Genomic DNA, 25006 nt, shown 5'->3' with positions numbered 1-25006 from the left:
AAACTCAACAAGACTATGAGTAAATTCAAAAAGAAAAAAGGAGGCGATCTACCGGCAATTTCAACGGCCTCGTTACCGGATATTGTATTCATGCTACTGTTCTTTTTTATGGTGGCTACCGTGATGCGTCAGAACACGCTTAAGATCCAAAACAACTTGCCTACGGCGAACCAATTGGAGAAGCTTGACAAGAAAGACCGTATCATTTACATCTATGCCGGGAAGCCTAGTGAGCGTTACCAGTCTACATTTGGACAGGAAGCGCGTATTCAGCTGGGAGACAAGTTTGCTGACATTAAGGACATCAAACTCTATATTGAGTCTGAGCGTGCTAAAAAGAACGAAGCACTTATTCCTTTCTTGACAACAGCACTTAAGGTAGACAGCGATACCAATATGGGATTGGTTAGTGACATCAAGCAAGAACTGCGTAAAGTAGAAGCTTACAAGATCAACTATACCACGCGTAAAGCGGTGGATCAAGCCCAGGTATTCGAGAATATGAACTAAAGGTTTTTAGTTAATCTTTAAAAACACCTCCATGATTATTGGAGGTGTTTTTTTATTCGGTATATTTAAAATGATGTTATCCAGAATCCTGTTTTTCGGTCTGTTTTTAATCAGTTCTTCGCTGTCTTTTGGACAGTCTTTGGATGATGCTGAGACCGTGAAGGACAGTGTTCCTCTAGATGAAAAGTACCGTGAGGATCAGTTCTATTTTGGGGTGACTTACAACCTGCTTACCGATACACCTCCCGATGTTAAGATCCGTGGTTTTACGGGCGGGGCGCGTTTGGGCTTTGTGCGAGACATGCCCATTAACTCCAAACGTACCTTATCTATAGGTTTAGGAGCCGGATTGGGATTCAATCGCTACGGAAACACCCTCGCGATATCTGAGGATGATAATAACCAGCTACAGTTCCAAGTCCTCAATGAAGAAACCAATTTTGAGAGTAACCGCTTTAGCGTTTATCACGTTGAAGTACCCTTAGAGTTTCGTTGGAGGAGTAGCTCGCCTAAAGAGTTCAAATTCTATCGTGTTCATACGGGAGTGATCTTTAGCTATGCCTATTGGAACCGGGCAACCTTTGTCCAAGACGGCACCCGCTTTAAGCTGAACAATGTAGAGGCTTTTAATCCTTTTCAGGCAGAAGTATTTATGCTGCTGGGATACAATACCATCAACTTCTATGCAGCCTATAACTTTACCGCATTCTTTGATCAAGACGCCAAATTGGAAGACAACATCTTGAATTTCAGGCCGCTTAAACTCGGTATACTCTTTTACTTTTTATAGCCAATATCCCAGAAGGATCAGCTGGGGCATAACGCCTAAAAACGCACCCGCCAAGAGTTCTGGAGCAGTATGCGATCTCGTATAGAGTCTGGAGCTAGCTACCCATCCGTTTATGAAGAACAATAATCCAAGTGCTAAGAGCATATTGGTAGAGAAGTGTACGCTGAGCCCAAAGACGAAGAAAGTCACTCCAGCTACGCCCATCATATGCAGGCTGGCTTTAAATTCTAAGACTGCTAGTATAAAGGCGGCTAAGGTGGCAAATAAGACCCCTACAAAGAAGAAGTAAAGCTCTGGGGTATCATAGGGGTTGTAGACCATCTTTAAGACTAAGAGCAGCAGTACACATTGGATCATCAGGGGTGCTTTGCGCTCGCGAACAGTCTCTAAACTCATGGAGGATATCCAACCTAAATTCCGCAGCAAATAAAAGCATACTACCGGAATACAAACCGTTACGATCAGCAAGGCAACCAACTTGGTTTGGATCACTTCTGGTTCAAAAAACCGTCGCGTAACCATATAATACACAAAGGCCCCAAGCATTGGCATGAACAAGGGGTGAAACAAATAAGCCGCTATGCGTAAGAATATACCCATTAGATCTCTTTGCGTAAACGCGCAACAGGTAGGTCTAATTGTTCTCGGTACTTGGCAACGGTACGTCTGGCTATAGGATATCCTTTTTCTTTCAGGATTTTGGCCAGTTTGTCGTCGGTGAGGGGTTTCTTTTTGTCTTCTTCGGATATGGTGATCTCCAAAATCTTTTTGATCTCTCTTGTGGAAACATCTTCTCCTTGATCATTCTTCATAGATTCTGAGAAGAATTCCTTGATCAATTTAGTTCCATAAGGCGTGTCCACGTATTTGCTGTTAGCAACTCGAGAAACTGTAGAGACATCCATACCAATGGTATCTGCGATGTCCTTTAGGATCATTGGGCGAAGTTTGCGTTCATCGCCACTGAGGAAGTATTCATGCTGGTAATGCATGATGGCATTCATGGTTACCAGTAAGGTTTGTTGTCGCTGTCTGATGGCTTCTATAAACCATTTAGCGGCATCTAGTTTTTGTTTGATAAAGAGCACCGCATCCTTCTGGGATTTGGTTTTCTCTTTGGCCGCCTTGTATCCTTTAAGCATGTCAGAATACTCTTTTGAGACGTGTAGTTCCGGGGCATTGCGCCCATTTAAAGAGAGTTCCAATTCTCCATCCACAATGCGAATGGTAAAATCTGGAACTACATGCTCTACCATGCGAGTACTTGAAGAGTACGTCCCACCTGGTTTTGGGTTAAGGCCTTCTATTTCATGTATGGCATTGCGCAGCTCATCTTCAGTGATATTGAATTTGTGCTGTAGCTTGCTGTAGTGTTTTTTGCTAAAGAGTTCAAAGGCGTCTTCAATGATGTCAATGGCCAGTTGTACTTCTGCCGTAGGAGACTTGCGTTCCAATTGTAAAAGCAAGCATTCCTGTAGGTTTCTTGCACCTACGCCTGCTGGATCCAACTGTTGTACCAGTTCCAGAACCTCTTCGATCTTCTCTTCAGTGGTGTATACGTTTTGCGTAAAGGCCAGATCGTCCATTATGTCAATGATCGGACGTCTGATATAGCCGCTCTCATCCACACTTCCCACTAAGAATTCAGCGATCTCTGATTGCTCTTCATCCAAGCGGAAGGTATTGAGCTGGTTCATCAAAAACTGGGTGAAGGACGTCCCAGAGGCATAAGGCACCTGTTTGTCTTCATCGTCACTGCTGTAGTTGTTTGCAGAGAGCTTGTAGGACGGAATCTCGTCATCGCTCAGATAGTCATCAATATTGATCTCTGTTTCGATCTTTTCTGCATCTGACTCGTATTCTTGCTCTCCCTCATAGGAATCCTCCCGCTCCTCACTGCGGTCCTTACCGCCCTCAAGTGCTGGGTTTTCCTGCATCTCTTGAGCAATACGCTGTTCAAAAGCCTGGGTAGGCAATTGAATGAGCTTCATCAGCTGAATCTGCTGAGGAGATAGCTTTTGAGAGAGTCTAAAATTGAGTTGTTGTTTTAACATCTATGCGAGTTGTACATAAAGTTATAAAAAAACGATCTTAAAAAGTAGTTAAGATCGTTTTCTATTAGCTTTTTCAGGGTCTAAAATTCGGCGTTCTTCGGCGTTCTAGGGTAAGGAATCACATCTCTAATGTTCCCCATTCCCGTAACAAACTGAACCAGACGCTCAAAGCCCAATCCGAATCCTGAGTGTACCGCTGTACCAAACTTACGCAGGTCTAAATACCACCAAAGTTCTTTTTCATCGATCCCTAGATCAGCGATCTTTTGTTTGAGGACATCGTAACGCTCTTCACGTTCCGATCCACCAACGATCTCTCCAATTCCCGGGAACAATACATCCATAGCGCGTACGGTCTTCTCATCTTCGTTCAGACGCATATAGAATGCTTTGATATTAGCTGGGTAATCAAACAAGATTACCGGGCATTTAAAATGCTTTTCCACCAAATAGCGCTCGTGCTCACTTTGAAGATCTGCGCCCCATTCATCAATAGGGTATTGGAATTTCTTCTTTTTGTTCGGTTTGGAGTTCTTGAGAATATCAATAGCCTCCGTATAGCTCACGCGCTTGAATTGATTGTTCAATACAAAGTCCAACTTCTCGCGTAGCGGCATTGGGCTGCGTTGATCTGCTGGCTTCATAGACTCTTCTTTGGTCAATCGTTCTTCCAAGAAGGCCAAGTCGTCTTGACAGTTTTCTACTGCGTATTTGATCACGTATTTGATAAAATCCTCAGCGAGATCCATGTTGCCGTCCAAATCACAAAAAGCAACCTCGGGCTCAATCATCCAAAACTCAGCCAAGTGACGTGAAGTATTTGAATTCTCCGCTCTAAATGTTGGACCAAAAGTATACACTTTACTGAGTCCCATGGCATAGGTTTCCGCTTCCAACTGACCACTTACGGTCAAGTTAGATTCCTTGCCAAAAAAGTCTTCTTTATAATCCACATCACCATCCTCAGTTAGCGGTGGGTTCTTAGGATCTAAAGTACTCACACGGAACATCTCTCCGGCTCCTTCCGCATCACTCCCGGTAATGATCGGAGCGTGCATATAGTAATATCCGTTGGTTTGAAAATACTCGTGAACAGCAAAGGCCAATTTAGAACGCAAACGCATTACCGCACCGAAGGTATTGGTACGCACACGTAAGTGCGCTTGTTCGCGCAACTTCTCTAAGGTGTGGCGTTTTGGAGAAAGTACCGTGAGTTTAACCTCTTCCGGATCAGCATCTCCTAAAATCTCCACTTTAGAAACAGCAACTTCAACAGTTTGTCCGCTTCCTTGACTGGCCACTAGGTTCCCAGTTACTGCAATTGCAGATCCAGTGGTGATGCGCTTGAGTAATGCCTCGTCAAAATTCTCAAAATCAACGACACATTGAATATTTTTAATAGTAGACCCATCATTCAGGGCAATAAAGCGGTTAGAACGGAAGGATTTCACCCAACCGCGCACGGTAAATTCTTGTAAGGAAGGCTCGCTTTGGAGCAACTCTAATACTTCTTTATAGCTCATAACTTTCGCTTTATACGGGGCAAATATAGATGTTCGTCAAGACACCGACAAGCCCGCGTTTATTTATCCTTTAGGGATTCAATTTCTTCTTTGTCCAAGATGATTCTCAGCGATGGTTTTCGCATCGTATCTTGATTGGCAATGCTGCGTTCCAAGGAAAGCAACAAAGAGGGGAGTAACATGAGGTTAGACAGCATAGCAAAGAGCAAAGTGGCCGAAACCAGTCCGCCTAAAGCCACTGTACCTCCAAAACTAGAGATCATAAATACTGAAAAACCAAAGAATAGCACTATGGAGGTGTAGAACATGCTCACACCGGTTTCACGAAGCGCTGCATAAACTGATCTGGAGATCTTCCATTTTTTGGCGATGAGTTCTTGCCTGTACTTCGCCAAAAAGTGAATGGTATCATCCACAGAAATACCAAAGGCTATACTGAATACTAAAATGGTTGAAGGTTTGATAGGAATACCAATGAATCCCATCATTCCTGCGGTCACCAATAGCGGTAGTAAATTTGGTAAAAGGGAGACTAAGATCATTTTTACGCTTCGGAACATCCAAGCCATAAATAAGGCAATTAGCAAAATGGCTAATGACAGAGAGATGATCAGGTTGCGGACCAGATAACTGGTTCCTTTTTGAAATACCAAAGCTTTCCCGGTGAGGGTCACCTCATAGCGTTCTTCTGGGAAGATCTTACCGATCTCTTCCAATAAGTCGTTTTCAATTTCATTCATCCTTTCGGTAGGCGTGTCTTTGATGAAAGTGGTAATGCGCGCATACTGGCCCGTAGTGTCCACGTAGCTTTTCATCAGATCTGTACTCTCTGAAGAGTTCTTTGCGTAGGATAGAATAAAGGTGCGTTCCTGAGAATTCGGCAATTGATAGAACTCCGGATTGTTGTTGTAGTAGGCCTGTTTGGAATACTTGACCAAATTGACCACAGAAACTGGATTAGAGAATTCTGGGATCTCTTCAATGATGGTGTGTAGCTTGTCCATGCGTTTGATGGTCGCTAATTTCATCACCCCTTCTTCTCGTTTAGTGTCGATGAGGATCTCCAAAGGCATTAAGCCCTCGTATTCTTTTTCATAAAAGCGAATGTCTTGGAAGAAGTCGGCGCTTTTGGGCATATCTTCAATGATACTTCCAGAGATCTCGATTTTGTATATTCCAATGATACTCGCCGTTAAAAGGATGACTGAAACTGCGTAAATCGCTACGCGGTGATGCTTCACCATATTTTCCATCCAGGACACAAAACTGCCTATCCAGCGTTTGTTTAAGTGCTTTAAGTGCTTGTATTTCGGGATCGCCATATAACTATATACAATCGGAATAATACACAGACAAAGCAAAAAGATCGCGATGATACAGATCGAGGCCACCGTACCAAACTCCTTGAGCAATTGGCTTTTGGTCAAAATAAAAGTCGCAAAACCGGAAGCTGTAGTCACATTGGTCATCAAGGTTGCGTTTCCAACTTTGGTGATCACACGTTGCAAAGACTTGGCCTGGTTCCCGTGGGATTTTATTTCCTGCTGATATTTATTGATCAAAAAGATGCAATTCGGAATCCCGATCACAATGATCAAAGGCGGAATCAGTGCCGTGAGCACGGTAATTTCATAATGCAGCAAGCCCAAAATACCAAAGGCCCACATCACTCCAATGATCACGGTGATCATGGAAATGAAAGTCGCTCTAAAGGATCTGAAGAAAAAGAAGAAGATCAGCGAGGTTACCAACAGCGCGGCTCCAATAAATAACCCGATCTCATCAATGATATTTTGAGAGTTTAGGGTTCGGATATACGGCATCCCCGAGGTGTAAACGGTAATGTCGTAGGTGTTCTCAAACTTCTCGATCTCCGGAATAAGGTCGTTGATTATAAAGTCGCGGCGAGCGGGTGTATTGACCAACTCTTTCTTGAGATAGATCCCTGTTCGGATGGATTGCTTGTTCGGACTGTATAAAAGACCCTTGTAAAAAGGGAGTTTCTCAAAAAGACGGTATTTGTACCAGGCTAACTGCTCTGCTGTTGGAATGGAGTCCGTGATAAAGGGTTCCAGATCAAAACGCTCCTCATCTTGGTTTTTGTTCAAGACTTGCAGGTCGCCAACGGACAAGGTCAGCTCAATTTCTGGGTACTGTCCAATTTTTTTGGAAAGCGCATCCCAGGCTAAGAAGTTTTCTGGTTGAAAGATCGCGGTGTCTTTCACCCCGATCACGATCAAATTGCCCTCTTCTCCAAAAGTCTCTAAGAAATTGTTGTAGGCCAGGTTGACTTCATGCTCGTCCGGGAGTAGGTTGGCTTCCGTATAGGTGAAACGCATATGTTTCCATTGCAGTCCCATAAAGACCGTCATCCCTGCGATCACCAATAACATGAGCAGGCGATTGCGCAAAATGAAACGGGCTACGGCGCCCCAAAATCCTATACTGAAAAGTTTATCCACTAAGACAGCTTACAATACGCGCAAAGGTACTAAAATAAGAGGCAAAGCAGAGGATTTGCTGGGTTAATTAAATACTAAGGTAGAAGGTGAATTTAAAGGCGAGGTTGTCTTCGAATTCAGGCAGGTGGTAGGCACCATAACGGTAGGCAAAACTCAGTCCAAATCCGGAGAAAATCTTGTTGAGTTCCATCCCAATTTCATTATAACCTTGCTCTAAGGTGTCAAAGTCCAAACCGAGGTGTCTTTCCCGTTGAACTAAAGATCCTAGAGCATGTCGCGTTATAAATACCAACTCGGGTTTCATTCGATCTGAAATATAAAAACGACGCAGCGCATGACGCACTTGGAGTGAGATCAGTTTGTCCGAGAAGAATTCTCCAAAATACATGGTCTCAAAACTCTGTCGTCCTGCTACAGAGAAACGCTGCAATATTCGATCTCTTGTCGGACTGTTTGGGAAGGCGTGAAACAAGTGAGTCAAAGGGATATCCCCAATTCCCAGTTTTCCTTCCAAAAGGATGTTGGTACTCGACAGATCGGTTCGTTTGAGGTAGTAGTCCAGTTTAAGGCCCAGCTTGATGTATTCAAAATCACCATCAAAGAAACTGCGCAGTCCTTGTGAAACTTGTGCAGTGATCTTTGGAAAGCCGTCAAAGTATTCGATTTCTCCGTCTTCACTTAAAAAGAAGTTCGTTTTAGGGCTAAACCTAAAAGAGGCTGTGGCCTCTGCAATGACGTAGTTGGAAAAGACCTCATTACCAATTTCAAACTGATAGTCTTCAATTTGGGTGATATTGCTGCGCGAGAGTTTGAATTCCGCCAATATCTTCGGAGTGAGTTGTTGCTGATAGTTGGTACGCCAAGTACGGTGTTTGTAAAACTGTGAGATGTTCACCAAGCGCGGTTCAAAAACATTGTACACTCGCGCATCAGTCAAATAAAAGAAACTCCCCAGTTCTGAGATATCGTCTACATAGGTCAAACTAAGCCAAGACTTTGGTTCTTCGGCGAGTCGCACGCTACCACCAAAACTGAACTTCCAGGCTTGGTCTTTAAAACCACGGGCAAAATAGCCACCAAACTTTAAGCTTTCAAAAAGTTTGTCGTTTGTGGTCCCTCCCATCCCCAAACGGATGCCTTCATAATTGTTGTATTTGACTAAATAACGCAGGTCAAAGTCAAAAAAGGAAAGCGGGTAGAAGCCGGTTTTAAAGACTGAAGGTGGTTTCTCCGGGATGCTGTCTTGGGTAGTCACCACGGGTTGCTGAGCTATGGCCAGGGTAGTGGTCAGCAAAAACAACAGTTTAAACGCGGCGGACTTTTGCAAATGAGGTACTAAAAAAGGCCCTTGCGGGCCTGTATTGACGAGGGCTTACACCGTCATGATCTCCTGCTCCTTCTTATCGAGGATCGAATCGATCAAGGCAATGTGTTTATCGGTCATTTCTTGAATGTCAATCTCTAGATTCTTTTTCAAATCCTCAGAGATATCCAATCCTTTAAGTTCGTTATTGGCTGATTTTCTATCGTTGCGAACTCCAATTTTAGCTTCTTCGGCTTCTGATCTGGCTTGTTTAGCCAATTCCTTTCTGCGCTCCTCTGTGAGTGGCGGCACATTGATGATCACGCTTTCCCCGTTGTTCATCGGGTTGAAGCCAAGATTTGCCATTTGAATTCCTTTCTCGATTTCCGGAATCAAAGATTTTTCCCAAGGCTGAATGGAAATGGTCATTCCGTCTGGGGTGTTTACGTTAGCCACCTGACTCAAAGGAGTTGGTGTGCCGTAGTACTCAACCATCACGCTTCCTACCATAGATGGTGAGGCTTTTCCAGCGCGGATGTTTATCAGCTTCTTTTTGAGGTGATCTATAGAGTTCTGCATCCCTTCTCGGGCTGCGTCAATAATAAAGTCTACTTCTTCGTCCATAAAACCAAATTTATATTGGGGATGTCAAATATCAGGCCAAAAATTCGTTAAATATTCACCTTGGTTCCGATCTTCTCTCCACTGATCACTTTATAGAGATTTCCCTGTGTATTCATGTCAAAGACAATGATTGGAAGCTCATTTTCCTGACTCAAAGTGAAGGCAGTGGTGTCCATTACCTTAAGGCCTTTCTTGATCACATCGTCAAAGGAAATATAGTCAAATTTTGTGGCGTCGGAATCTTTTTCCGGATCGCTGGTGTAAATTCCATCCACGCGAGTACCTTTTAAGATCACGTCGGCACCAATTTCAATAGCACGTAGAACGGCTGCTGAATCTGTCGTGAAATACGGGTTTCCGGTTCCTCCACCGAAAATAACCACACGTCCTTTTTCTAAATGACGGATCGCCTTTCTACGAATAAACGGTTCGGCTACTTCATTTATTTTAATGGCGCTTTGTAAGCGCGTAGGAACCTGATTGTCTTCTAAGGCGCTTTGTAGAGCCAAACCGTTGATCACAGTGGCCAACATGCCCATATGATCACCTTGAACACGATCCATGCCTCGGGAAGCTCCCGCAACACCTCTAAAGATGTTTCCGCCACCGATAACAATGGCTACTTGTACTCCTAAATCCGTGATTTTTTTGATCTCTCTAGCGTAGTCGTCTAAACGATCTGGATCGATACCGTATTGGCGATTTCCCATTAGGGCTTCTCCGGATAATTTGAGTAAAATTCTGTTGTATTTCATGCCTTAGCGCGGGTTTGTGCAAATATAGGCAGAAAAAGTAATTTTTTATTTTGTTGAACGTTCGTATACTTGACCTCCGATGAAAAAATCGGGAGATTAAATTCATCAAATCAAATAATGCTATCTTTAGAAAAAATTAATTATGCAAAAGTTTCTATCTCTGGCTCTATTTGCAGCCCTAGTTTTTACAGGCTGTTCGAGCGACGACAACAACAACACTGACGATGGCGGAGGAGAAGGGGACAATCCGGTAACTGCCACTTACCGTGTCACCTTTAACCCGAATTGGACTGAAGCTCAGTTCCCTACAGATTATCCAGCTAATGCTGCATTCTCTAATATTTTGGTTGCGGTTCACGCACCGGGGAACAATGTTTTCAGGTTGGGTCAACAAGCAAGTGCCGGATTACAGGTATTTGCAGAGACTGGAGACAGTAGTGCTTTGGCCACAGAACTGACCAGTTCAGGTTCTGAAGACAGCGTAGATTTCTTCGTGACATCTTCTGCTGCCGGAGGAGGGCCAACAGCGGCACAGTCTGTAAACGTAACTGTAGATCCTGAAAAGACTTCAATTAGTTTTGTGGTTTCCATGACGCCGAGTCCGGACTGGTTTGCAGGAGTTGACAGTTTCTCTATTGTTTTGCCAAGCGATGTTTTGGTAAGCGAGGAGACTTTGACGCTTTCTGTACTTGACGCTGGAACCGACAGCGGAGACACTTATAACGCTGCAGACAACCCAACGAGTCCACAAGGCAATATCAGTATTGTCAATACGCCTCCAATTGGAACGTCTGGAGGATTGACGCCAGCTATTGGATCAATCACCATTACGCGTACTGATCTGTAAGCAAACAAAAAAGACCATAAAAAAACCCGCTTCCATGGAAGCGGGTTTTTTATTTTATATCGTTGAATGCTTATGCAAGAGCAACGCGCTCAAAAGAAACAACGTCTACATCACCAATAGTCTTCACGTATTGGCTAACGCTTTGTTTGTTGTCTTTGATGAAAGCTTGGTTAACCAAAGTGTTGTCTTTAAAGAAACGCTTTAGTTTTCCTTTAGCGATGTTGTCTAACATCTCTTCTGGCTTTCCTTCTTGACGCAATTGATCTTTAGCGATCTCGATCTCTTTTTCAATGGTTGCCTGATCAACTCCAGACTCATCTAGAGCAACAGGGTTCATTGCAGCGGCTTGCATTGCAACATCTTTTGCTACAACATCAGCACCGTCAACATCAGCAGAAAGACCTGTAAGAACAGCGATCTTGTTTCCTGCGTGGATGTAAGATCCTACGAAAGGAGCTTCCAATACGCGGAAATCACCGATCTCGATCTTCTCACCGATAACACCAGTTTGCTCAGTCAATTTATCTTGAACAGAGATTCCGTTGAAATCTGCAGCCAAGAATTCGTCTTTAGAGCTGCTTGCCAATGCTAATTCAGCAAGGTCGTGAGCCAAAGAAACGAAAGAATCGTTCTTAGCAACGAAGTCAGTTTCACAGTTCAAAGAAACGATCACTCCTTTAGAAGCACCATCGTTTACCTTTGCAATAACAGCTCCTTCGCTAGAGTCACGATCAGCACGCTTTGCAGCTACTTTTTGACCTTTTTTACGAAGAATCTCGATAGCCTTGTCGAAGTCACCATCGGCCTCAACCAAAGCTTTTTTACAATCCATCATCCCCGCTCCAGTTGCTTTACGCAATTTGTTTACATCTGCGGCTGTGATATTTGCCATTTTTTTCTGTTTTAAGTGTTGAAAAACTCAAGCGGAAATCCGCTTGAATACATTTATTCTTCTTCTTGTTTTGCAGCTGCTTCAGCTTTTGGGGCTGGTGCTGCTTTTGGAGCTGCTTCAGCCTTTGGAGCTGCATTAGCTTCTCCTTCTTTAGAGGCTTTGCGCTCTTCCAATCCTTCAATGATCGCCTCAGAAACTTGAGAAACGATCTTGTCGATACTCTTAGAAGCATCGTCGTTAGATGGGATTACGTAATCAACTTCACGAGGATCACTGTTGGTATCAACCATAGCGAAGATCGGGATGTTCAATTTTTGTGCCTCTTTTACGGCGATGTGCTCACGAGTCGTATCCACGATGAACAATGCACCTGGCAAACGGCTCATGTCAGAGATAGAACCTAAGTTCTTTTCCAACTTAGCACGTAGACGGTTTACTTGAAGCTTTTCTTTCTTAGAAAGAGAGTCAAAAGTACCGTCTTGCTTCATGCGATCAATAGAGGACATCTTCTTAACCGCCTTACGGATAGTTACGAAGTTAGTCAACATACCTCCTGGCCAACGCTCAGTGATATAAGGCATGTTTGCTTTGCTCGCTTTGTCAGCAACGATATCTTTCGCTTGCTTCTTAGTAGCTACGAACAAAATCTTGCGTCCGCTAGCGGCGATCTTTTTAAGCGCCTCGTTAGCTTCGTCAATTTTTGCAGCAGTCTTGTAAAGGTTGATGATGTGGATTCCATTACGCTCCATATAGATATAAGGAGCCATGTTTGGATTCCATTTACGGGTGAGGTGCCCAAAGTGCACCCCGGCGTCGAGTAATTCTTTTACTTCGATTTTCTTTGCCATTTTGTTTTAGTTTACGTTCTGTCTAGATAGCAACGCACCCTTTGGGGTGGTTTAGATGCTAAACTAACTTCCTGCACTCAGGCAGAAATAACAGCTGTTTCAATAATAAATGAACGGATGGCACTTGCCTCAAGCGACAAGTGCGGCCAATTAACGTTTAGAGAACTGGAATTTCTTACGCGCTTTCTTCTGTCCGAATTTCTTGCGCTCTACCATTCTTGGATCTCTAGTCAACAAGCCTTCTGGTTTTAGATTTGCACGGTACTCCTCGTTTACTTCGCACAAAGCTCTTGAGATCGCCAAACGAACAGCTTCTGCTTGTCCGGTGATTCCACCTCCGTATACGTTAACGTTAACATCGTAGCTTCCTTCGTTGTCAGTTAACATGAACGGTTGGTTTACTTTGTAACGTAGTGCGTCTGTAGTAAAGTATTCATTCAATGAACGCTTGTTTACAGTGATGTTTCCTTTTCCTTGAGAAACATAAACGCGAGCAACGGCAGTCTTTCTTCTACCAATCTTGTGAATAACTTCCATTACTTTTCGTTAAAGATTAATTGTTTTTGGTTTTTGTGCTTCCTGTCCGTGTTCAGCTCCAGCATAAACTTTTAGGTTTCTAAATAATTGAGCACCTAGTTTGTTTTTTGGGAGCATGCCTTTTACAGCTTTCTCAACAACACCTGCAGGATTCTTTTCTTTCAACTCTTGAGCAGTAAGTGAACGCTGTCCACCTGGATAACCCGTATGACGGATATACGTTTTATCGGCCCATTTGTTTCCAGTAAGTACTACCTTTTCTGCGTTGGTGATGATCACGTTGTCACCACAATCCACGTGAGGGGTGTAGCTAGGCTTGTGCTTTCCTCGTAGCAATTTTGCAACTTCAGAAGCCAAACGACCTAACGTCTGTCCTTCAGCATCAACGTGCAACCACTCTTTTTTTACAGTGCTTTTGTTTGCAGATGCTGTTTTATAACTTAATGTATCCACCCTTTTAATTTTTTGTATTAAACATTCCTTATTTGGACAAAATCGGGGTGCAAATGTACTATTATTTATTTGAATAACAAGCAATGAAGACTTAAAATCCAAAGCCCGTTTTAGCGGGTGGTTGATGTTAAACTTCTATTAAAAAAATCTTAAAAACTGTCACGTTCGTAACTATTGATTGTCCTTATAATCAAACTAACTAACAATGTTGCGAACCCTATCACTAACCGCAGCCCTTTCTCTATTGGCTGTAAGCGCTCTTTTTGCGCAGGACACTACCTATCCCAAACGCTCCTACACTACAACCTCCATTGGGGATACCGCTGCCCCAAAGATCGATGGTCTTATAGACGATCCGGCTTGGGATCTGGTAGAATGGACCACAGATTATGTAGAATTCCAACCGGATGTAGGTACGCCGCCAACCGAGCAGACCAAGATGAAGATCGTTTACGATCAGAAGAATTTATACGTAGCCTTTAAATGTTATCAGGAAGATCCCGCTACCATTGAGCGTCGTATGGGACGTCGTGATGATTTCCCGGGAGATTGGGTAGAGATCAATTTGGACAGTTTTGGAGATGATCGCTCCGGATTCAGTTTTACCATTTCTGCCAGTGGGGTAAAAGGGGATGAGTTCATTTCAGAGAATGGCAACTTTGACGACAGTTGGAACCCTATTTGGTACACCGACGTTAATGTGGATGATGAAGGATGGACGGCAGAGATCCGTATTCCGCTGAGTCAGCTTCGCTTTGGAAACGACCACGAACAGGTTTGGGGCTTGCAATCCACGCGTCGCTACTTCAATAATGAGGAGCGTTCCCTATGGCAGCCCCTACCGGCAAACCCGCCAGGATGGGTTAGTGAGTTTGGGGAATTACGAGGCCTTATTGGACTGACTCCGCAGAAACAATTAGAGATACAACCTTATACGCTTGCACAGTTAGACACCTATGAGCCTGAACAGGGAAACCCTTTTCGTGATGGCCAAGACACTAAGTTTACCGGGGGTTTGGATGCCAAGATCGGGGTGACCAATGACCTCACCTTAGACCTTACCATCAATCCTGACTTTGGACAAGTAGATGCAGACCCTGGAGCCATTGCTCTGGATGGATTTGAGATCTTCTTTCAAGAGCGTAGACCCTTTTTTGTAGAGAACAAGAACGTTTTTGACTTTAGATTGGGTGGAGGGGCAGACAATGTGTTTTTCTCTCGTCGGATTGGTCGCAGCCCGCAGGGCGGAACTACAGCGAGGGCTTCCAGAGGGGAGTTTGCCGATGTGCCGATCAACTCAACCATTTTAGGGGCGGCCAAGTTCAGTGGGAAGACCAAAGACGGCTGGGCCATTGGAATTTTGGAAAGTGTTACTGCACGATCCGTGGCAGAGATTACCCTTACGGATGATGAGGATGTTTTGGCCAGTATTGACGAGCTAGGCGAGGAGCGCGAGGAAGTTGTGGAACCTTTGACGAACTATTTTGTAGGGCGTATGCAAAAGGACTTTAACGATCGTAATTCTTATATCGGAGGAATCTTTACTGCAACGCATCGCAATATGGAAGATCGTTTAAACTTCCTGCATTCTCATGCCTATTCCGGCGGATTGGATTTTAAACACAATTGGAAGGATAGAAAATACTATGTAGAAGGAAGTGCTGTAATGAGTACGGTACGCGGAAGTAAGGAAGCCATTACCAGAACCCAGCGCTCTTTAACCCACCTTTTTCAACGCGTAGACGCGGGACACGTGGAGGTTGACACTATGAGAACCTCTTTGAGTGGAACTTCCGGTCGATTTGAGATCGGGCGTCAAAGTGGAGACTGGCGTTATAATTTTGGTGGAAACTTCCGTTCCCCAGAATTGGAACTCAATGATATTGGGTTTTTGCGTCAAGCGGATGATATTAGACAATACGCGAACGTTCGCCGCTTTTGGAACCGACCCACCTCTTGGTTTCGCGAAGCAAACGTGGGGGTCAATCAATTCACTTCCTATGATTTTGAGGGGAATTACAACCGCATTCAATACGAGATCAACGGTTTTGTCAATTGGAAGAACAACTGGTTTACAGAAGTGGGTGCCGCCCACAAGCCGCGCATCTTTACCAATACCTTTTTACGCGGAGGCCCACGTTGGCGTTTTTCTGATGAGAACTTCTTCTTTATTTTTTCCGGAACCGATCAACGCAAAAGACTCAGCGGAACCTTAGGTTACGTGCATTCTGATGCGGACAATCTGGATTTTCAGTTTAGAAGATATGTTTTGCGCTTGCGCTATCAGCCTATAAACTCTCTGAGTGCGTCTTTAAATGTGGAGTACGAGCAGAATCCGAATAAAACCCAATACGTCACCCAGACTGCCTTTGGTGAAACCCCGCGTTATATTCTTGGGGAGATAGATAATGAATCCTTGAGCACAACTTTAAGAGTGAATTACAACATCAATCCAAACTTGACGATACAATACTACGGCCAGCCGTTTATCTTCAAGGCGAGTTTTACCAATTTCAACTATGTGAACGATGCTACGGCAGAAGACCTCAGCCAACGTGTGACTTGGTTTGATGAGCAGCAGATCTCCTTTGCAGACGGTTTGTATTCTGTGGACGAGGACAGAGACGGCACCACAGATTACGCCTTTGGCGATCCAGATTTTGCCTTTGTACAGTTCAGATCTAACCTGGTATTGCGCTGGGAATATATTCCTGGCTCTGAGATCTTTTTAGTGTGGTCACAAGGGATTACCGGCTTGGGTGACCCAAGCAATGATTTCAATACTATTATTGATAATCAACTGCTGCAGCAAAGGCCGCAAAACACCTTTTTGATCAAAGCGACTTACCGCTTTGTACTGTAAGAATTAGTGGGCTTCGAGCCAGTTTTGGCCGAGGCCCATATCCACTACTAAAGGAACAGCTAGTTTATAAGCAGCTTCCATTTCAGTACGGATCATAGCACTGACCTTTTCCAGTTCGGGCTTGTATACATCAAACACCAATTCGTCATGTACTTGGAGCAGCATTTTGGTCTTATAATTGTCTGTTTCGAGTTTTTTGTGGATGTTGATCATCGCTATTTTGATGATATCCGCTGCACTACCTTGAATAGGCGCATTCACTGCGTTACGTTCTGCGGCGCCGCGAACCACCGCATTGCGACTATTGATGTCTTTTAAATATCTACGACGGCCTAATACTGTTTGCACATAGCCATTGTCTCGGGCAAAATCCACTTGAGCGCCCATATAGTCTCTGAGCTTGGGATAGGTCTTGTAATAGGTTTCAATGAGCTCTTTGGCTTCCGTTCTGTTTAGATCAGTTTGATTGCTCAACCCAAAAGCAGAAACTCCATAGATGATTCCAAAGTTGACCGTCTTGGCGTTAGAACGTTGTTCTCGTGTCACTTCACTCGGGTCAACTCCAAAGACCTTAGCCGCCGTTGAGGTGTGAATATCCTCACCTTTATTAAAGGCTTCGATCATATTATCCTCTTCACTCAAAGCAGCAATAATTCTAAGTTCAATTTGCGAGTAATCCGCTGCGAGTAGCACATGCTCCTCATCTCTTGGGACAAACGCCTTTCGCACTTCGCGGCCACGCTCGGTGCGGATCGGAATGTTTTGAAGGTTCGGATTGTTACTGCTCAAACGACCGGTAGCGGCAACAGTCTGCATATAATCGGTATGAACTCTTCCGCTTACCTCTGAAACTTGCTGCGGCAAGGCATCCACATAAGTACTTTTGAGTTTGGTGAGTCCGCGGTAGCTTAAAACATCACGAATGATCTTGTGATCTTTGGCCAGATAGGAGAGTACGTCTTCTGCAGTAGAATACTGACCAGTTTTGGTCTTTTTAGGCTTGTCAACCAATTGCATTTTTCCAAAGAGGATCTCACCCAATTGACGTGGAGAGGCAATGTTGAATTCTTCCCCAGCAGCCTCGTAAATGTCTGCTTCTAACTTTTTGATATCTGTGTCCAAAGCTTCGGACAATTGTGCCAGAAAGTCTTTGTTGAGATTGATACCTTCCAATTCCATAGAAGCAAGGACGCGCAGCAGCGGCAGCTCAATGTCTTTGAAAAGTTTTTGAGTATTTGCCTCATCGAGCTCTTTTACAAAATGCTCCTTGAGTTGCAAGGTAATGTCGGCGTCCTCTACGGCGTATTCCGTTTGTCTACTCAGAGGAACGTCTCGCATAGAGAGTTGATTCTTTCCTTTTTTACCGATGAGTTCCTCGATATTGATCGGGGTATAGTTCAAATAAGTCTCAGACAGTACGTCCATATTGTGGCGCATGTCTGGATTGATCAAATAATGCGCCAGCATGGTGTCAAAAAGAGGTCCAAGCACAGGCATATTATACTTGGCTAGTACCTTGATATCATACTTTAGGTTTTGACCGATCTTTTCGATCCCTTCAGCTTCAAAAAACGGACGGAATCGCTCCAATAATGCTTTGCATTCTGTTTGGTCTGCAGGGAAAGGAACGTAAAATCCTTTGCCTACTTCCCAGGAGAAAGCAATTCCAACCAACTCGGCAATCAATGGGTCCAAACCGGTGGTCTCGGTATCAAAGCAAACGCTCTGTTGCTTGAGGAGTTTATCTATCAAAAGAGAAACCCCTAATTCTGTATCCACGCTTTGATAAAAGTGATCGGCCACAGCGGCGGTTTGTCTACTCGAACTAGTTGCTGCAGCTGTTGGAGCAGCACCTTGAGCATCAAAAAGCGAGAATTGACCGGCCCCTGCAGTTTTGCTTGCTGAGGCTGTTGAAGCTGCCTTTGGTGTTTCTGCGGTAGATGCTGTTTCTGAAGCTTGCTGATTGAAGGTCTTTAAAAAATTGTCGATCAAACGTCTGAATTCCAGCTCTTCAAAAATTGCTTTTACTGCTTCGGTGTCCGGTTCTGACATCTCAAAGTCCTCAGCGTCAAATTCCACAGGAACATCCAATAAGATCTTGGCCAATTCTTTAGACATCAGGCCTAATTCTTTGGCGCCTTCAACCTTCTCTTTCATTTTTCCTTTAAGCTGATCGGTATTGGCCAAAAGTCCTTCCATAGAGCCAAATTGCTTGATGAATTTTTTTGCTGTTTTATCACCGACTCCAGGTAGCCCAGGAATGTTGTCTGCACTGTCTCCCATCATCCCTAAATAATCAATGACCTGCAAAGGATCATCTACTTCAAATTTGGCTTTAACTTCTTCTACACCCCAAGTCTCATATCCGCCGCCAAAAACCGGGCGATACATAAAGATATTTTCACTCACCAATTGAGCAAAGTCCTTGTCTGGGGTCACCATAAAGGTTTGGTAGCCTTCCTTTTCTGCTTTTTTAGCGAGGGTTCCAATAACGTCATCTGCCTCAAATCCTTGCTTGACCATAATGGGAATATGCATGGCTTCCAAGATTTTGTAGATATAGGGTACCGCAAACAAGATCGGCTCCGGAGTTTCATCTCTATTTGCCTTGTAGTCTGCAAACATTTCATTGCGGACGTCGCTACCGCCTTTGTCAAAACAAACTGCCAAATGGTCCGGGCGTTCGCGTTTGATCACGTCCAAAAGAGAATTCATAAAGCCCATAATGGCAGAGGTGTTCTCTCCCTTTGAATTTACTCGAGGATTTTTGATAAAAGCGTAATATCCCCTAAATATCAGGGCGTAAGCATCGACTAGGAACAGTCTTTTGGAATCGGACATAATTGTGGTTCGTTGTTGCGTTTAAAGGTACAAAAACCGAGGCGTTGTACTTTTAAAAGTTATGAACCATTCTGCTGAGAAACCAAAGGTCCTAAAATGAAGAAAAGCCACTCCCCACAGCGGCTTTTCTACGAACTCACAACGTCCATCCCACTGAACGTTGTGGTTTATTTTTCGGCACTGTTTGAGGCCTGATTATTCTTTTCTGAGGTGTTCCCTTCAAGAGCCGCAATACGCGCCTCCAAAGCTTGATATTGAGCAAGTGATGCTTTTAAGGAATCATTCTCTGCTTGCAGTTGAGCCACATTTTCTTCTAAGTTGGTCACCTTTTCTTCCAGCTCTTGAATTCCTGCCGTCAGCAGCGGAGTGATTCTTCCGTAGTCTACCATCATGGGGTTGGTCTCGGGATCACTGTCTTCCTCTCCCGATACCGCATATGGGTAAATGGTATTGAGTTCTTGCGCCAAAAAGCCCATTTCTTGATACCCTCTGTTGGATTTAAACTCATACCAAAGCGGATTGATCTTAGAGATCATACTCAAAGCGCCGTCCACCTCTTGGAAGTTGGTTTTAAGACGAGCATCTGAGGTGGTCACATATTGCACCCCGATCCCAGATGAGGTTCCCGCAACCCGTCCGGCAACAGTCACACCGACGTTTCTGAAGAATCCCACATAATAAGCTCCCGTGGTTGGCAGTGAAGCGGCTAGGCGTACACTGATCCCATCAGAAGAAACTCCTGTGTTGGTATTGTAAAAATCACCCACATAGGTGGTGGTATTGTCGGTCACGTCTAATTGGTTGTTCGGACTGGTCATTCCAATACCTACTTCTCCGCCGTTAAAAAAGGAATCTCCATTACTGTTGATCCTGGTGCGCACACTACTGTTGTAAAGGTCTAAGATCCCTGCACCACTGGAATCGTAGTAGCGTCCTGTAACGGTTGCGGTAGTGGAGCCGTTTCTCCAATAGGTATCACCGCCCACATTCACTAAACCTCCAGCAGTCGCCTCAAAAAAACGGGTACCGCTAGCTGCAACAGCAAAGTCACCCGATGAAGTTAAATCGTGAGTGAAATCATAAGCGTCATGATCTAAGCTAGTGGTTTGCGTAAGTGCTCCGCCCAAACCGATTCCACCACCAATTCCTTCAACTCCATTTCTCGGATAGACAGCACTGGCCGCAGAGACCCAGAACAGATCTCCCACACCGGTGGTTTGCAAAATATGCCCTGCCGTTCCGTCAAATGCTGGAAACTCGTATCCGCCCGCACTAGGATCACTTACTTGAAGTGTACCATTGATTCGAAACTCGTTTGCAGCAAAGTCGCCCCAAACCAACTCGGTACTTGCAGAGTTGGAAATGATCAATTGATTGTCAGCGAATGTCTCAGATGAACCAGCAGATTTACCGATGAATACATTCCCGTTTCCAGTATTATTCCTTCCTGATGATGCACCCACATATGTGTTGTTAGTGCCGGTGGTTCCAATTTGACCAGCTGCTTCACCAATAAAGACATTGTTTTGACCACTCACCAAGGAACTTGCGCTGGCATATCCGATGGCAGTGTTTCCAGTGCTTGATGTGAGAGAATTCAGTGCAAATGCACCATTGGCTGTGTTTCTGCTCCCTGATCCAGCTGCATTTAGGGCCTCTCTCCCAATACCAATATTGTAACTTCCACTGCTTATGTTTGCCAAAGAATTATCACCCAGCGCAACATTGTATACGGCCGATGCAGAACTGGAAGAATTTGATAAGGTGTTTCTACCAATAGCAATATTATAAGAGCCTTGAGACAGTCCTGAAAGAGCTCCTGCTCCCACAGCAATATTGACTGAGCCTGTTAGATTCGCTGCGAGTGAATTATACCCAACTGCTGTGTTAGTAGCTCCCGTTGAGTTCGAGCCCAGTGCACTTGATCCAATTGCGGTATTGTAATTACCAGTAGTATTTATATCAAGTGCTTGATAGCCAACTGCAACATTATCTTCAGCAGTTCTATTACTGCGCATACTTTGAAATCCAACTGCCGTGTTTCTTGAGCCTGTATTGCCAATGGAGAAGCTTCCGGTAAGTGATTGTGCGCCGACTGACGTATTAAACCTGGAAGTACCTGTCACATAGGTCATGGCATCAGAACCTATAGCTGTATTAAAAATTCCTTCTGTGCTGATCAACAAGGTTCTCGCGCCAAAGGCGGCATTACTACCTCCAGTCATGTTCGCTGCTAGTGCATTGGAACCAAAAGCAACATTATAGGTTCCAGTAGTGGTGGCTTGCATAGCCGCTACACCAAAGGCTGAGTTATCTCTGGCGGTTTCTGTGGTTTGTAATGCCCCACTTCCCATGGCGGTATTGTTGATTCCAGAGGTAACAGCACTTAAAGTTTGATTTCCAATCCCCACGTTTGCGTTTGCTCCATCATCATTAGCTCCCGCTCCATTTCCCAAAAACAAGGAGGAACCGTCATAAATACCGTCTGAGAGTTCATTGATCTGGCCTGCGCCATCACCAACGGCTTCCCAAGTAGTGGCTCCGTTATTCCAAAAGTAGAAGCCAGGGAGGTTACCGCCGTCTGCAGTGGTCAAATAAATGAGCATGCCGTTTTGCGCTGCGCCGGGATCTGAAGTTGGAAATTGATCAATACGCGGAATCAAGATTCCGTCCGTATTGGCGGGATCGGTTGCATCAGAAGCTGAAATATCTAAACTGGCGTTTGGGGAAACGTTGTTGATTCCTACTTGCCCGTACATGGAGGTGGCAAATAGGAAAAGGCCTAATAGGCTCAATAGTGGTTTCATTTCGACGGTTTTCCTTTGGTTACCGTCAATAGCAAAAGGTTAACATCGAACTTGAAAATAAAAAAAAAGCCGCTCCCCACAGCGGCTTTTCTTCTCAAAACACAATAATGCAATTGCACTATTGTTGACTATTCTTCAGATAAAGCTAGAGCTTCGGACGTCTTGGATTTATCACCTCCTTCAAGAGCGGCAATACGCGCTTCAAGTGCTGCGTACTGATCCAATTGTGCTTTCAATTGTGCGTTCTCTGCTTCAAGTACTTTTACCTTTTCATGGAGTTCTTTGATACCTGCGGTTAGCAAAGGAGTAATTCGGGCGTAGTCAACCATCATGGGATCTTCGTTGGGGTCGCTGCTTTCATCTCCAGTGACAATCTGTGGAAAAACTTCTTTAACCTCCTGAGCAATAAAGCCAAGTTCCTTGAATCCCAGATTAGACTTAAATTCATACCACTGCGGCTCAATATCACTGATCATATCCAGCGCATTAGCAATGGGTTCAAAATTGGTCTTTAGGCGTCTGTCTGAGGTAGTAACCAGCTGAATCCCCGAGCCTGTGCCTGAAATTCTACCGGATACACCACTTCCACCTCGTCTGAATCCAATATAATCTGCGCCGCTACCTGGTGAGGAAGCCGCTAGTCGTATGCTGATCCCATCCGCAGATGAACTTAAGCTCTCATTATAAAAATCAGCAACAAAGCCCGTGGTATTGTCAGAAACATCTAACTGTTCTGTTGGATTGGTTATGCCAATTCCAACTGAGCCTCCGTTGAAATAAGTGTCTCCTGTTCCTGCTATTTGCGTAGTGCGAATACCAGAAGCAAAAACATCCACCAAGCCTGTTGAACCCGTGCTGGTAAGGTCAATCAAACGAGTTCCCATCACATCCGTTTGATTGATCTGCAGATCGCCTCCTACACGTGTATTACCCGTATTACTCACGCGGAATTTGGCCGTGCCTTCATCTTGCACTTCAAAGTATCCGGATCCGTCTAGATTATGGATGAAATTATTTGCTCCATAAGTGATGGTCGTTTCTTGGCTTAGAGATCCACCCAATTGGATGTCATCAGAGGACTCGCTCAGTCCATTGCTGGCTGTAGTTGCATCAGAAAAAGAAGGGGTAGACCAAAATGCTGTTCCAAAACCATTGGTAGTTAGTACTTGATTACTTGAACCATCTGTAGTGGGCAAAGTATATTCTTCATTTATGGTTACTCGGCCATCGGTGAATACCTCAAAAGAATCAGATCTTGTCACATCTGAGGTTCCATTTCCTACTACGAATGATCGACCAATTGTCACCGTATTCCATTCGCCCACGGCCATTTCGTAGTCGTCGTTTGCAATGGTTCCGTAGCCCATGGCGGTGCTGGCAACCCCTCTTGCTTCAGAAGCCAGACCTGAGGCAAATGAATAGGAGGCAGATGCAATGGTGCCAGCGTTTACTGCAAAAGAGCGGTTTCCAACGTTAGCATCATCCCAGGCAGTATTGTCGAATATGCCGCCATTTCCAACAGTTCCCGCTCGGAAAGCTGCTTTTCGTGGATTGAAGAACATTCTATCACCAGCTCCGGAGACTGAGATAGTACTGCCGCTTCCAAAGGTACCTGTAACCAATAAACCATCGGAACCGGCAACGGTTACAGCTCCATTGTCTGCTGTAATGGTTCTTCCTGCTCCGGCACCACCTTCATCGTAGGCTCCATCCAAAGCATTAGTTGTGTCAAGGCTCGAAAGGTCTACGGTCCGTGCGGCAACGCCGTCGTCTTCGATCTCCAAAGTAAGTATTTCGGTGGCGGCATTGAATGAAAAGGTCTCTATGGTTTGATCATCGGTTCCAGTGCTAATGTTAGCCCAGAAAACATTTCCTGCACCATCTGTTCGTAAAACTTCGCCTAGGGTACCATCAGTTGCCGGAAACTCATAGCCAGTTCCCGATGGATTACCCACTTGGAGTTGGCCATTGATGCGCAGATCGCTTGCAGAAAAATCACCCCAGATCAATGGACTGCTCGTGTTTGAATTTGCGATATAAAGCAAATTAGATCCAGTCTCATTCAAGCCCGCTGAAAAACCCAAAAAAACGTTGTCACTACCCGATCCGTTATTGAAACCAGCATTAGCGCCCAAAAAGACATTGTTGCTGCCACGGGTACTATTCTCTCCACTACGCGCCCCGATGAAAGTGTTTGACTCTCCATCAGTATTGCTCATACCTGTTCGATATCCTAAGGCCGTATTGTTTTGGGCTGTAGTGGTAGCCTCTAAAGATTCCATCCCAACACCAACATTACCAATACCCGTAGTGAGTGTGGTCAATGAGGAACCTCCAATTCCAATATTCCGAGATCCAGAAGTTAAGCCAGACATGGCTTGATCTCCTAGAGCAATATTGTATTGGGCTGCCGTAAAAGTGCCTGCCGTTGACATTGTATTTCTTCCAATGGCGATGTTGAAATCCCCGGTTGTCGGTCCAAACAAGGCACTAGACCCTATGGCTATATTATATTCTCCGAAAATATTTCCAAAAAGTGCATTGGCACCAATAGCAGTATTATGAATCCCTTCTGTGTTAGAATTCATTGCTGCTCGGCCTACAGCCGTATTTTGACTCCCGATATTATTCTGTCCCATTACTGCATATCCTACAGCCGTGTTGTCAATCCCTGTGGTATTTGCGTCTAAGGTGGCAGATCCCATTCCTGTATTTTGACTACCTGTGGAATTGCTAAGACCAGCTTGAAATCCGATCATGGTATTGTCATTACCACTTGTATTGATAGCTAATGATTGTCTTCCTATAGCGGTGTTTCCAGAGCCTGTAGTGTTATTGATCATTGCTGTGGAGCCAATAGCCGTATTGGAGTTCCCGGAAGTGTTGTTGGAAAGGCC

General features: G+C 44.5%; 18 protein-coding genes. 4 read left to right on the top strand and 14 right to left on the bottom strand.

Annotation, left to right across the window (positions count from 1 at the left end; translation table 11 throughout):
* The first annotated feature begins 15 nt into the window (after positions 1–15).
* Positions 16–510: a biopolymer transporter ExbD gene (locus tag HRT75_RS07535; protein WP_291184677.1), complete on the top strand. Its 495-nt coding sequence runs from the start codon at positions 16–18 to the stop codon at positions 508–510.
* 70 nt (positions 511–580) lie between these two features.
* Complete coding sequence (locus HRT75_RS07530; protein ID WP_291184674.1) at positions 581–1300, top strand: outer membrane beta-barrel protein; 720 nt, start codon at positions 581–583, stop codon at positions 1298–1300.
* Here HRT75_RS07530 and HRT75_RS07525 read toward each other — a convergent pair.
* The 7 genes from HRT75_RS07525 to pyrH all read right to left on the bottom strand — a co-directional run bounded on the left by HRT75_RS07525 (position 1295) and on the right by pyrH (position 10021).
* The gene (locus tag HRT75_RS07525) at positions 1295–1900 is read right to left on the bottom strand and encodes a hypothetical protein (RefSeq protein ID WP_291184671.1); all 606 of its coding nucleotides are present in this window, start codon (positions 1898–1900) and stop codon (positions 1295–1297) included. The genes HRT75_RS07530 and HRT75_RS07525 overlap by 6 nt on opposite strands.
* Positions 1900–3354 carry an RNA polymerase factor sigma-54 gene (rpoN, locus tag HRT75_RS07520; RefSeq protein ID WP_291184668.1) on the bottom strand — a complete coding sequence of 485 codons (1455 nt, stop codon included), beginning with the start codon at positions 3352–3354 and terminating at the stop codon, positions 1900–1902. The genes HRT75_RS07525 and rpoN overlap by 1 nt, the downstream gene beginning before the upstream one ends.
* A gap of 80 nt (positions 3355–3434) precedes the next feature.
* On the bottom strand, positions 3435–4877 hold the full coding sequence (asnS, locus tag HRT75_RS07515) for an asparagine--tRNA ligase (RefSeq protein ID WP_291184665.1): 1443 nt from the start codon (positions 4875–4877) through the stop codon (positions 3435–3437).
* A gap of 59 nt (positions 4878–4936) precedes the next feature.
* Entirely contained in the window at positions 4937–7339 is a 2403-nt protein-coding gene (locus tag HRT75_RS07510) for an MMPL family transporter (RefSeq protein WP_291184662.1), read from the bottom strand.
* 67 nt (positions 7340–7406) lie between these two features.
* Complete coding sequence (locus HRT75_RS07505; RefSeq protein WP_291184659.1) at positions 7407–8633, bottom strand: hypothetical protein; 1227 nt, start codon at positions 8631–8633, stop codon at positions 7407–7409.
* A 78-nt stretch (positions 8634–8711) separates the two neighbouring features.
* Positions 8712–9266 carry a ribosome recycling factor gene (gene frr, locus HRT75_RS07500; RefSeq protein ID WP_291184656.1) on the bottom strand — a complete coding sequence of 185 codons (555 nt, stop codon included), beginning with the start codon at positions 9264–9266 and terminating at the stop codon, positions 8712–8714.
* 47 nt (positions 9267–9313) lie between these two features.
* Positions 9314–10021, bottom strand: coding sequence for a UMP kinase (gene pyrH / locus HRT75_RS07495; RefSeq protein ID WP_291184654.1), 708 nt, complete (start codon positions 10019–10021; stop codon positions 9314–9316).
* 142 nt (positions 10022–10163) lie between these two features.
* Here pyrH and HRT75_RS07490 point away from each other — a divergent pair, with 142 nt between their 5' ends.
* A complete protein-coding gene (locus tag HRT75_RS07490; RefSeq protein ID WP_291184651.1) occupies positions 10164–10868 on the top strand; it encodes a spondin domain-containing protein in 705 nt (234 codons plus the stop codon).
* A gap of 70 nt (positions 10869–10938) precedes the next feature.
* Here HRT75_RS07490 and tsf read toward each other — a convergent pair whose 3' ends face one another.
* The 4 genes from tsf to rplM form a co-directional block, all read right to left on the bottom strand.
* The gene (gene tsf / locus HRT75_RS07485) at positions 10939–11760 is read right to left on the bottom strand and encodes a translation elongation factor Ts (RefSeq protein WP_291184648.1); all 822 of its coding nucleotides are present in this window, start codon (positions 11758–11760) and stop codon (positions 10939–10941) included.
* Between the two features lie 53 nt (positions 11761–11813).
* Entirely contained in the window at positions 11814–12608 is a 795-nt protein-coding gene (rpsB, locus tag HRT75_RS07480) for a 30S ribosomal protein S2 (protein WP_291184645.1), read from the bottom strand.
* 150 nt (positions 12609–12758) lie between these two features.
* Positions 12759–13145, bottom strand: a complete 387-nt coding sequence (rpsI, locus tag HRT75_RS07475; protein ID WP_291184642.1) for a 30S ribosomal protein S9 — start codon at positions 13143–13145, stop codon at positions 12759–12761.
* 9 nt (positions 13146–13154) lie between these two features.
* A complete protein-coding gene (gene rplM / locus HRT75_RS07470; protein WP_272830380.1) occupies positions 13155–13598 on the bottom strand; it encodes a 50S ribosomal protein L13 in 444 nt (147 codons plus the stop codon).
* Between the two features lie 205 nt (positions 13599–13803).
* Between rplM and HRT75_RS07465 the strand changes: the two genes are divergently transcribed.
* Complete coding sequence (locus HRT75_RS07465; protein ID WP_291184639.1) at positions 13804–16461, top strand: DUF5916 domain-containing protein; 2658 nt, start codon at positions 13804–13806, stop codon at positions 16459–16461.
* A 3-nt stretch (positions 16462–16464) separates the two neighbouring features.
* Here the strand turns inward: HRT75_RS07465 and polA are convergent, their stop codons facing one another.
* The 3 genes from polA to HRT75_RS07450 form a co-directional block, all read right to left on the bottom strand.
* On the bottom strand, positions 16465–19302 hold the full coding sequence (polA, locus tag HRT75_RS07460; protein ID WP_291184636.1) for a DNA polymerase I: 2838 nt from the start codon (positions 19300–19302) through the stop codon (positions 16465–16467).
* A gap of 167 nt (positions 19303–19469) precedes the next feature.
* Complete coding sequence (locus tag HRT75_RS07455; protein ID WP_291184633.1) at positions 19470–22109, bottom strand: tail fiber domain-containing protein; 2640 nt, start codon at positions 22107–22109, stop codon at positions 19470–19472.
* A 128-nt stretch (positions 22110–22237) separates the two neighbouring features.
* A partial coding sequence (locus HRT75_RS07450) for a tail fiber domain-containing protein (RefSeq protein WP_291184630.1) occupies positions 22238–25006 on the bottom strand: 2769 nt, incomplete at its 5' end.

This window comes from Gilvibacter sp. (assembly GCF_013214815.1).
GTDB lineage: Bacteria > Bacteroidota > Bacteroidia > Flavobacteriales > Flavobacteriaceae > Gilvibacter.
Note: the sequence above shows the minus strand (reverse complement) of the source record. Positions and strands in the feature narration are given on the sequence as shown.

What these genes read in the sequence shown, in the direction of transcription:
- HRT75_RS07530 (WP_291184674.1), top strand. Translation starts at nt 581, where the DNA reads ATGATGTTATCCAGAATCCTGTTTTTCGGTCTGTTTTTAATCAGTTCT.
- pyrH (WP_291184654.1), bottom strand. Translation starts at nt 10,021, where the DNA reads ATGAAATACAACAGAATTTTACTCAAATTATCCGGAGAAGCCCTAATG.
- rpsB (WP_291184645.1), bottom strand. Translation starts at nt 12,608, where the DNA reads ATGGCAAAGAAAATCGAAGTAAAAGAATTACTCGACGCCGGGGTGCAC.
- rpoN (WP_291184668.1), bottom strand. Translation starts at nt 3,354, where the DNA reads ATGTTAAAACAACAACTCAATTTTAGACTCTCTCAAAAGCTATCTCCT.
- HRT75_RS07490 (WP_291184651.1), top strand. Translation starts at nt 10,164, where the DNA reads ATGCAAAAGTTTCTATCTCTGGCTCTATTTGCAGCCCTAGTTTTTACA.
- polA (WP_291184636.1), bottom strand. Translation starts at nt 19,302, where the DNA reads ATGTCCGATTCCAAAAGACTGTTCCTAGTCGATGCTTACGCCCTGATA.
- tsf (WP_291184648.1), bottom strand. Translation starts at nt 11,760, where the DNA reads ATGGCAAATATCACAGCCGCAGATGTAAACAAATTGCGTAAAGCAACT.
- asnS (WP_291184665.1), bottom strand. Translation starts at nt 4,877, where the DNA reads ATGAGCTATAAAGAAGTATTAGAGTTGCTCCAAAGCGAGCCTTCCTTA.
- HRT75_RS07525 (WP_291184671.1), bottom strand. Translation starts at nt 1,900, where the DNA reads ATGGGTATATTCTTACGCATAGCGGCTTATTTGTTTCACCCCTTGTTC.
- HRT75_RS07465 (WP_291184639.1), top strand. Translation starts at nt 13,804, where the DNA reads ATGTTGCGAACCCTATCACTAACCGCAGCCCTTTCTCTATTGGCTGTA.
- HRT75_RS07535 (WP_291184677.1), top strand. Translation starts at nt 16, where the DNA reads ATGAGTAAATTCAAAAAGAAAAAAGGAGGCGATCTACCGGCAATTTCA.
- frr (WP_291184656.1), bottom strand. Translation starts at nt 9,266, where the DNA reads ATGGACGAAGAAGTAGACTTTATTATTGACGCAGCCCGAGAAGGGATG.
- rpsI (WP_291184642.1), bottom strand. Translation starts at nt 13,145, where the DNA reads ATGGAAGTTATTCACAAGATTGGTAGAAGAAAGACTGCCGTTGCTCGC.
- HRT75_RS07455 (WP_291184633.1), bottom strand. Translation starts at nt 22,109, where the DNA reads ATGAAACCACTATTGAGCCTATTAGGCCTTTTCCTATTTGCCACCTCC.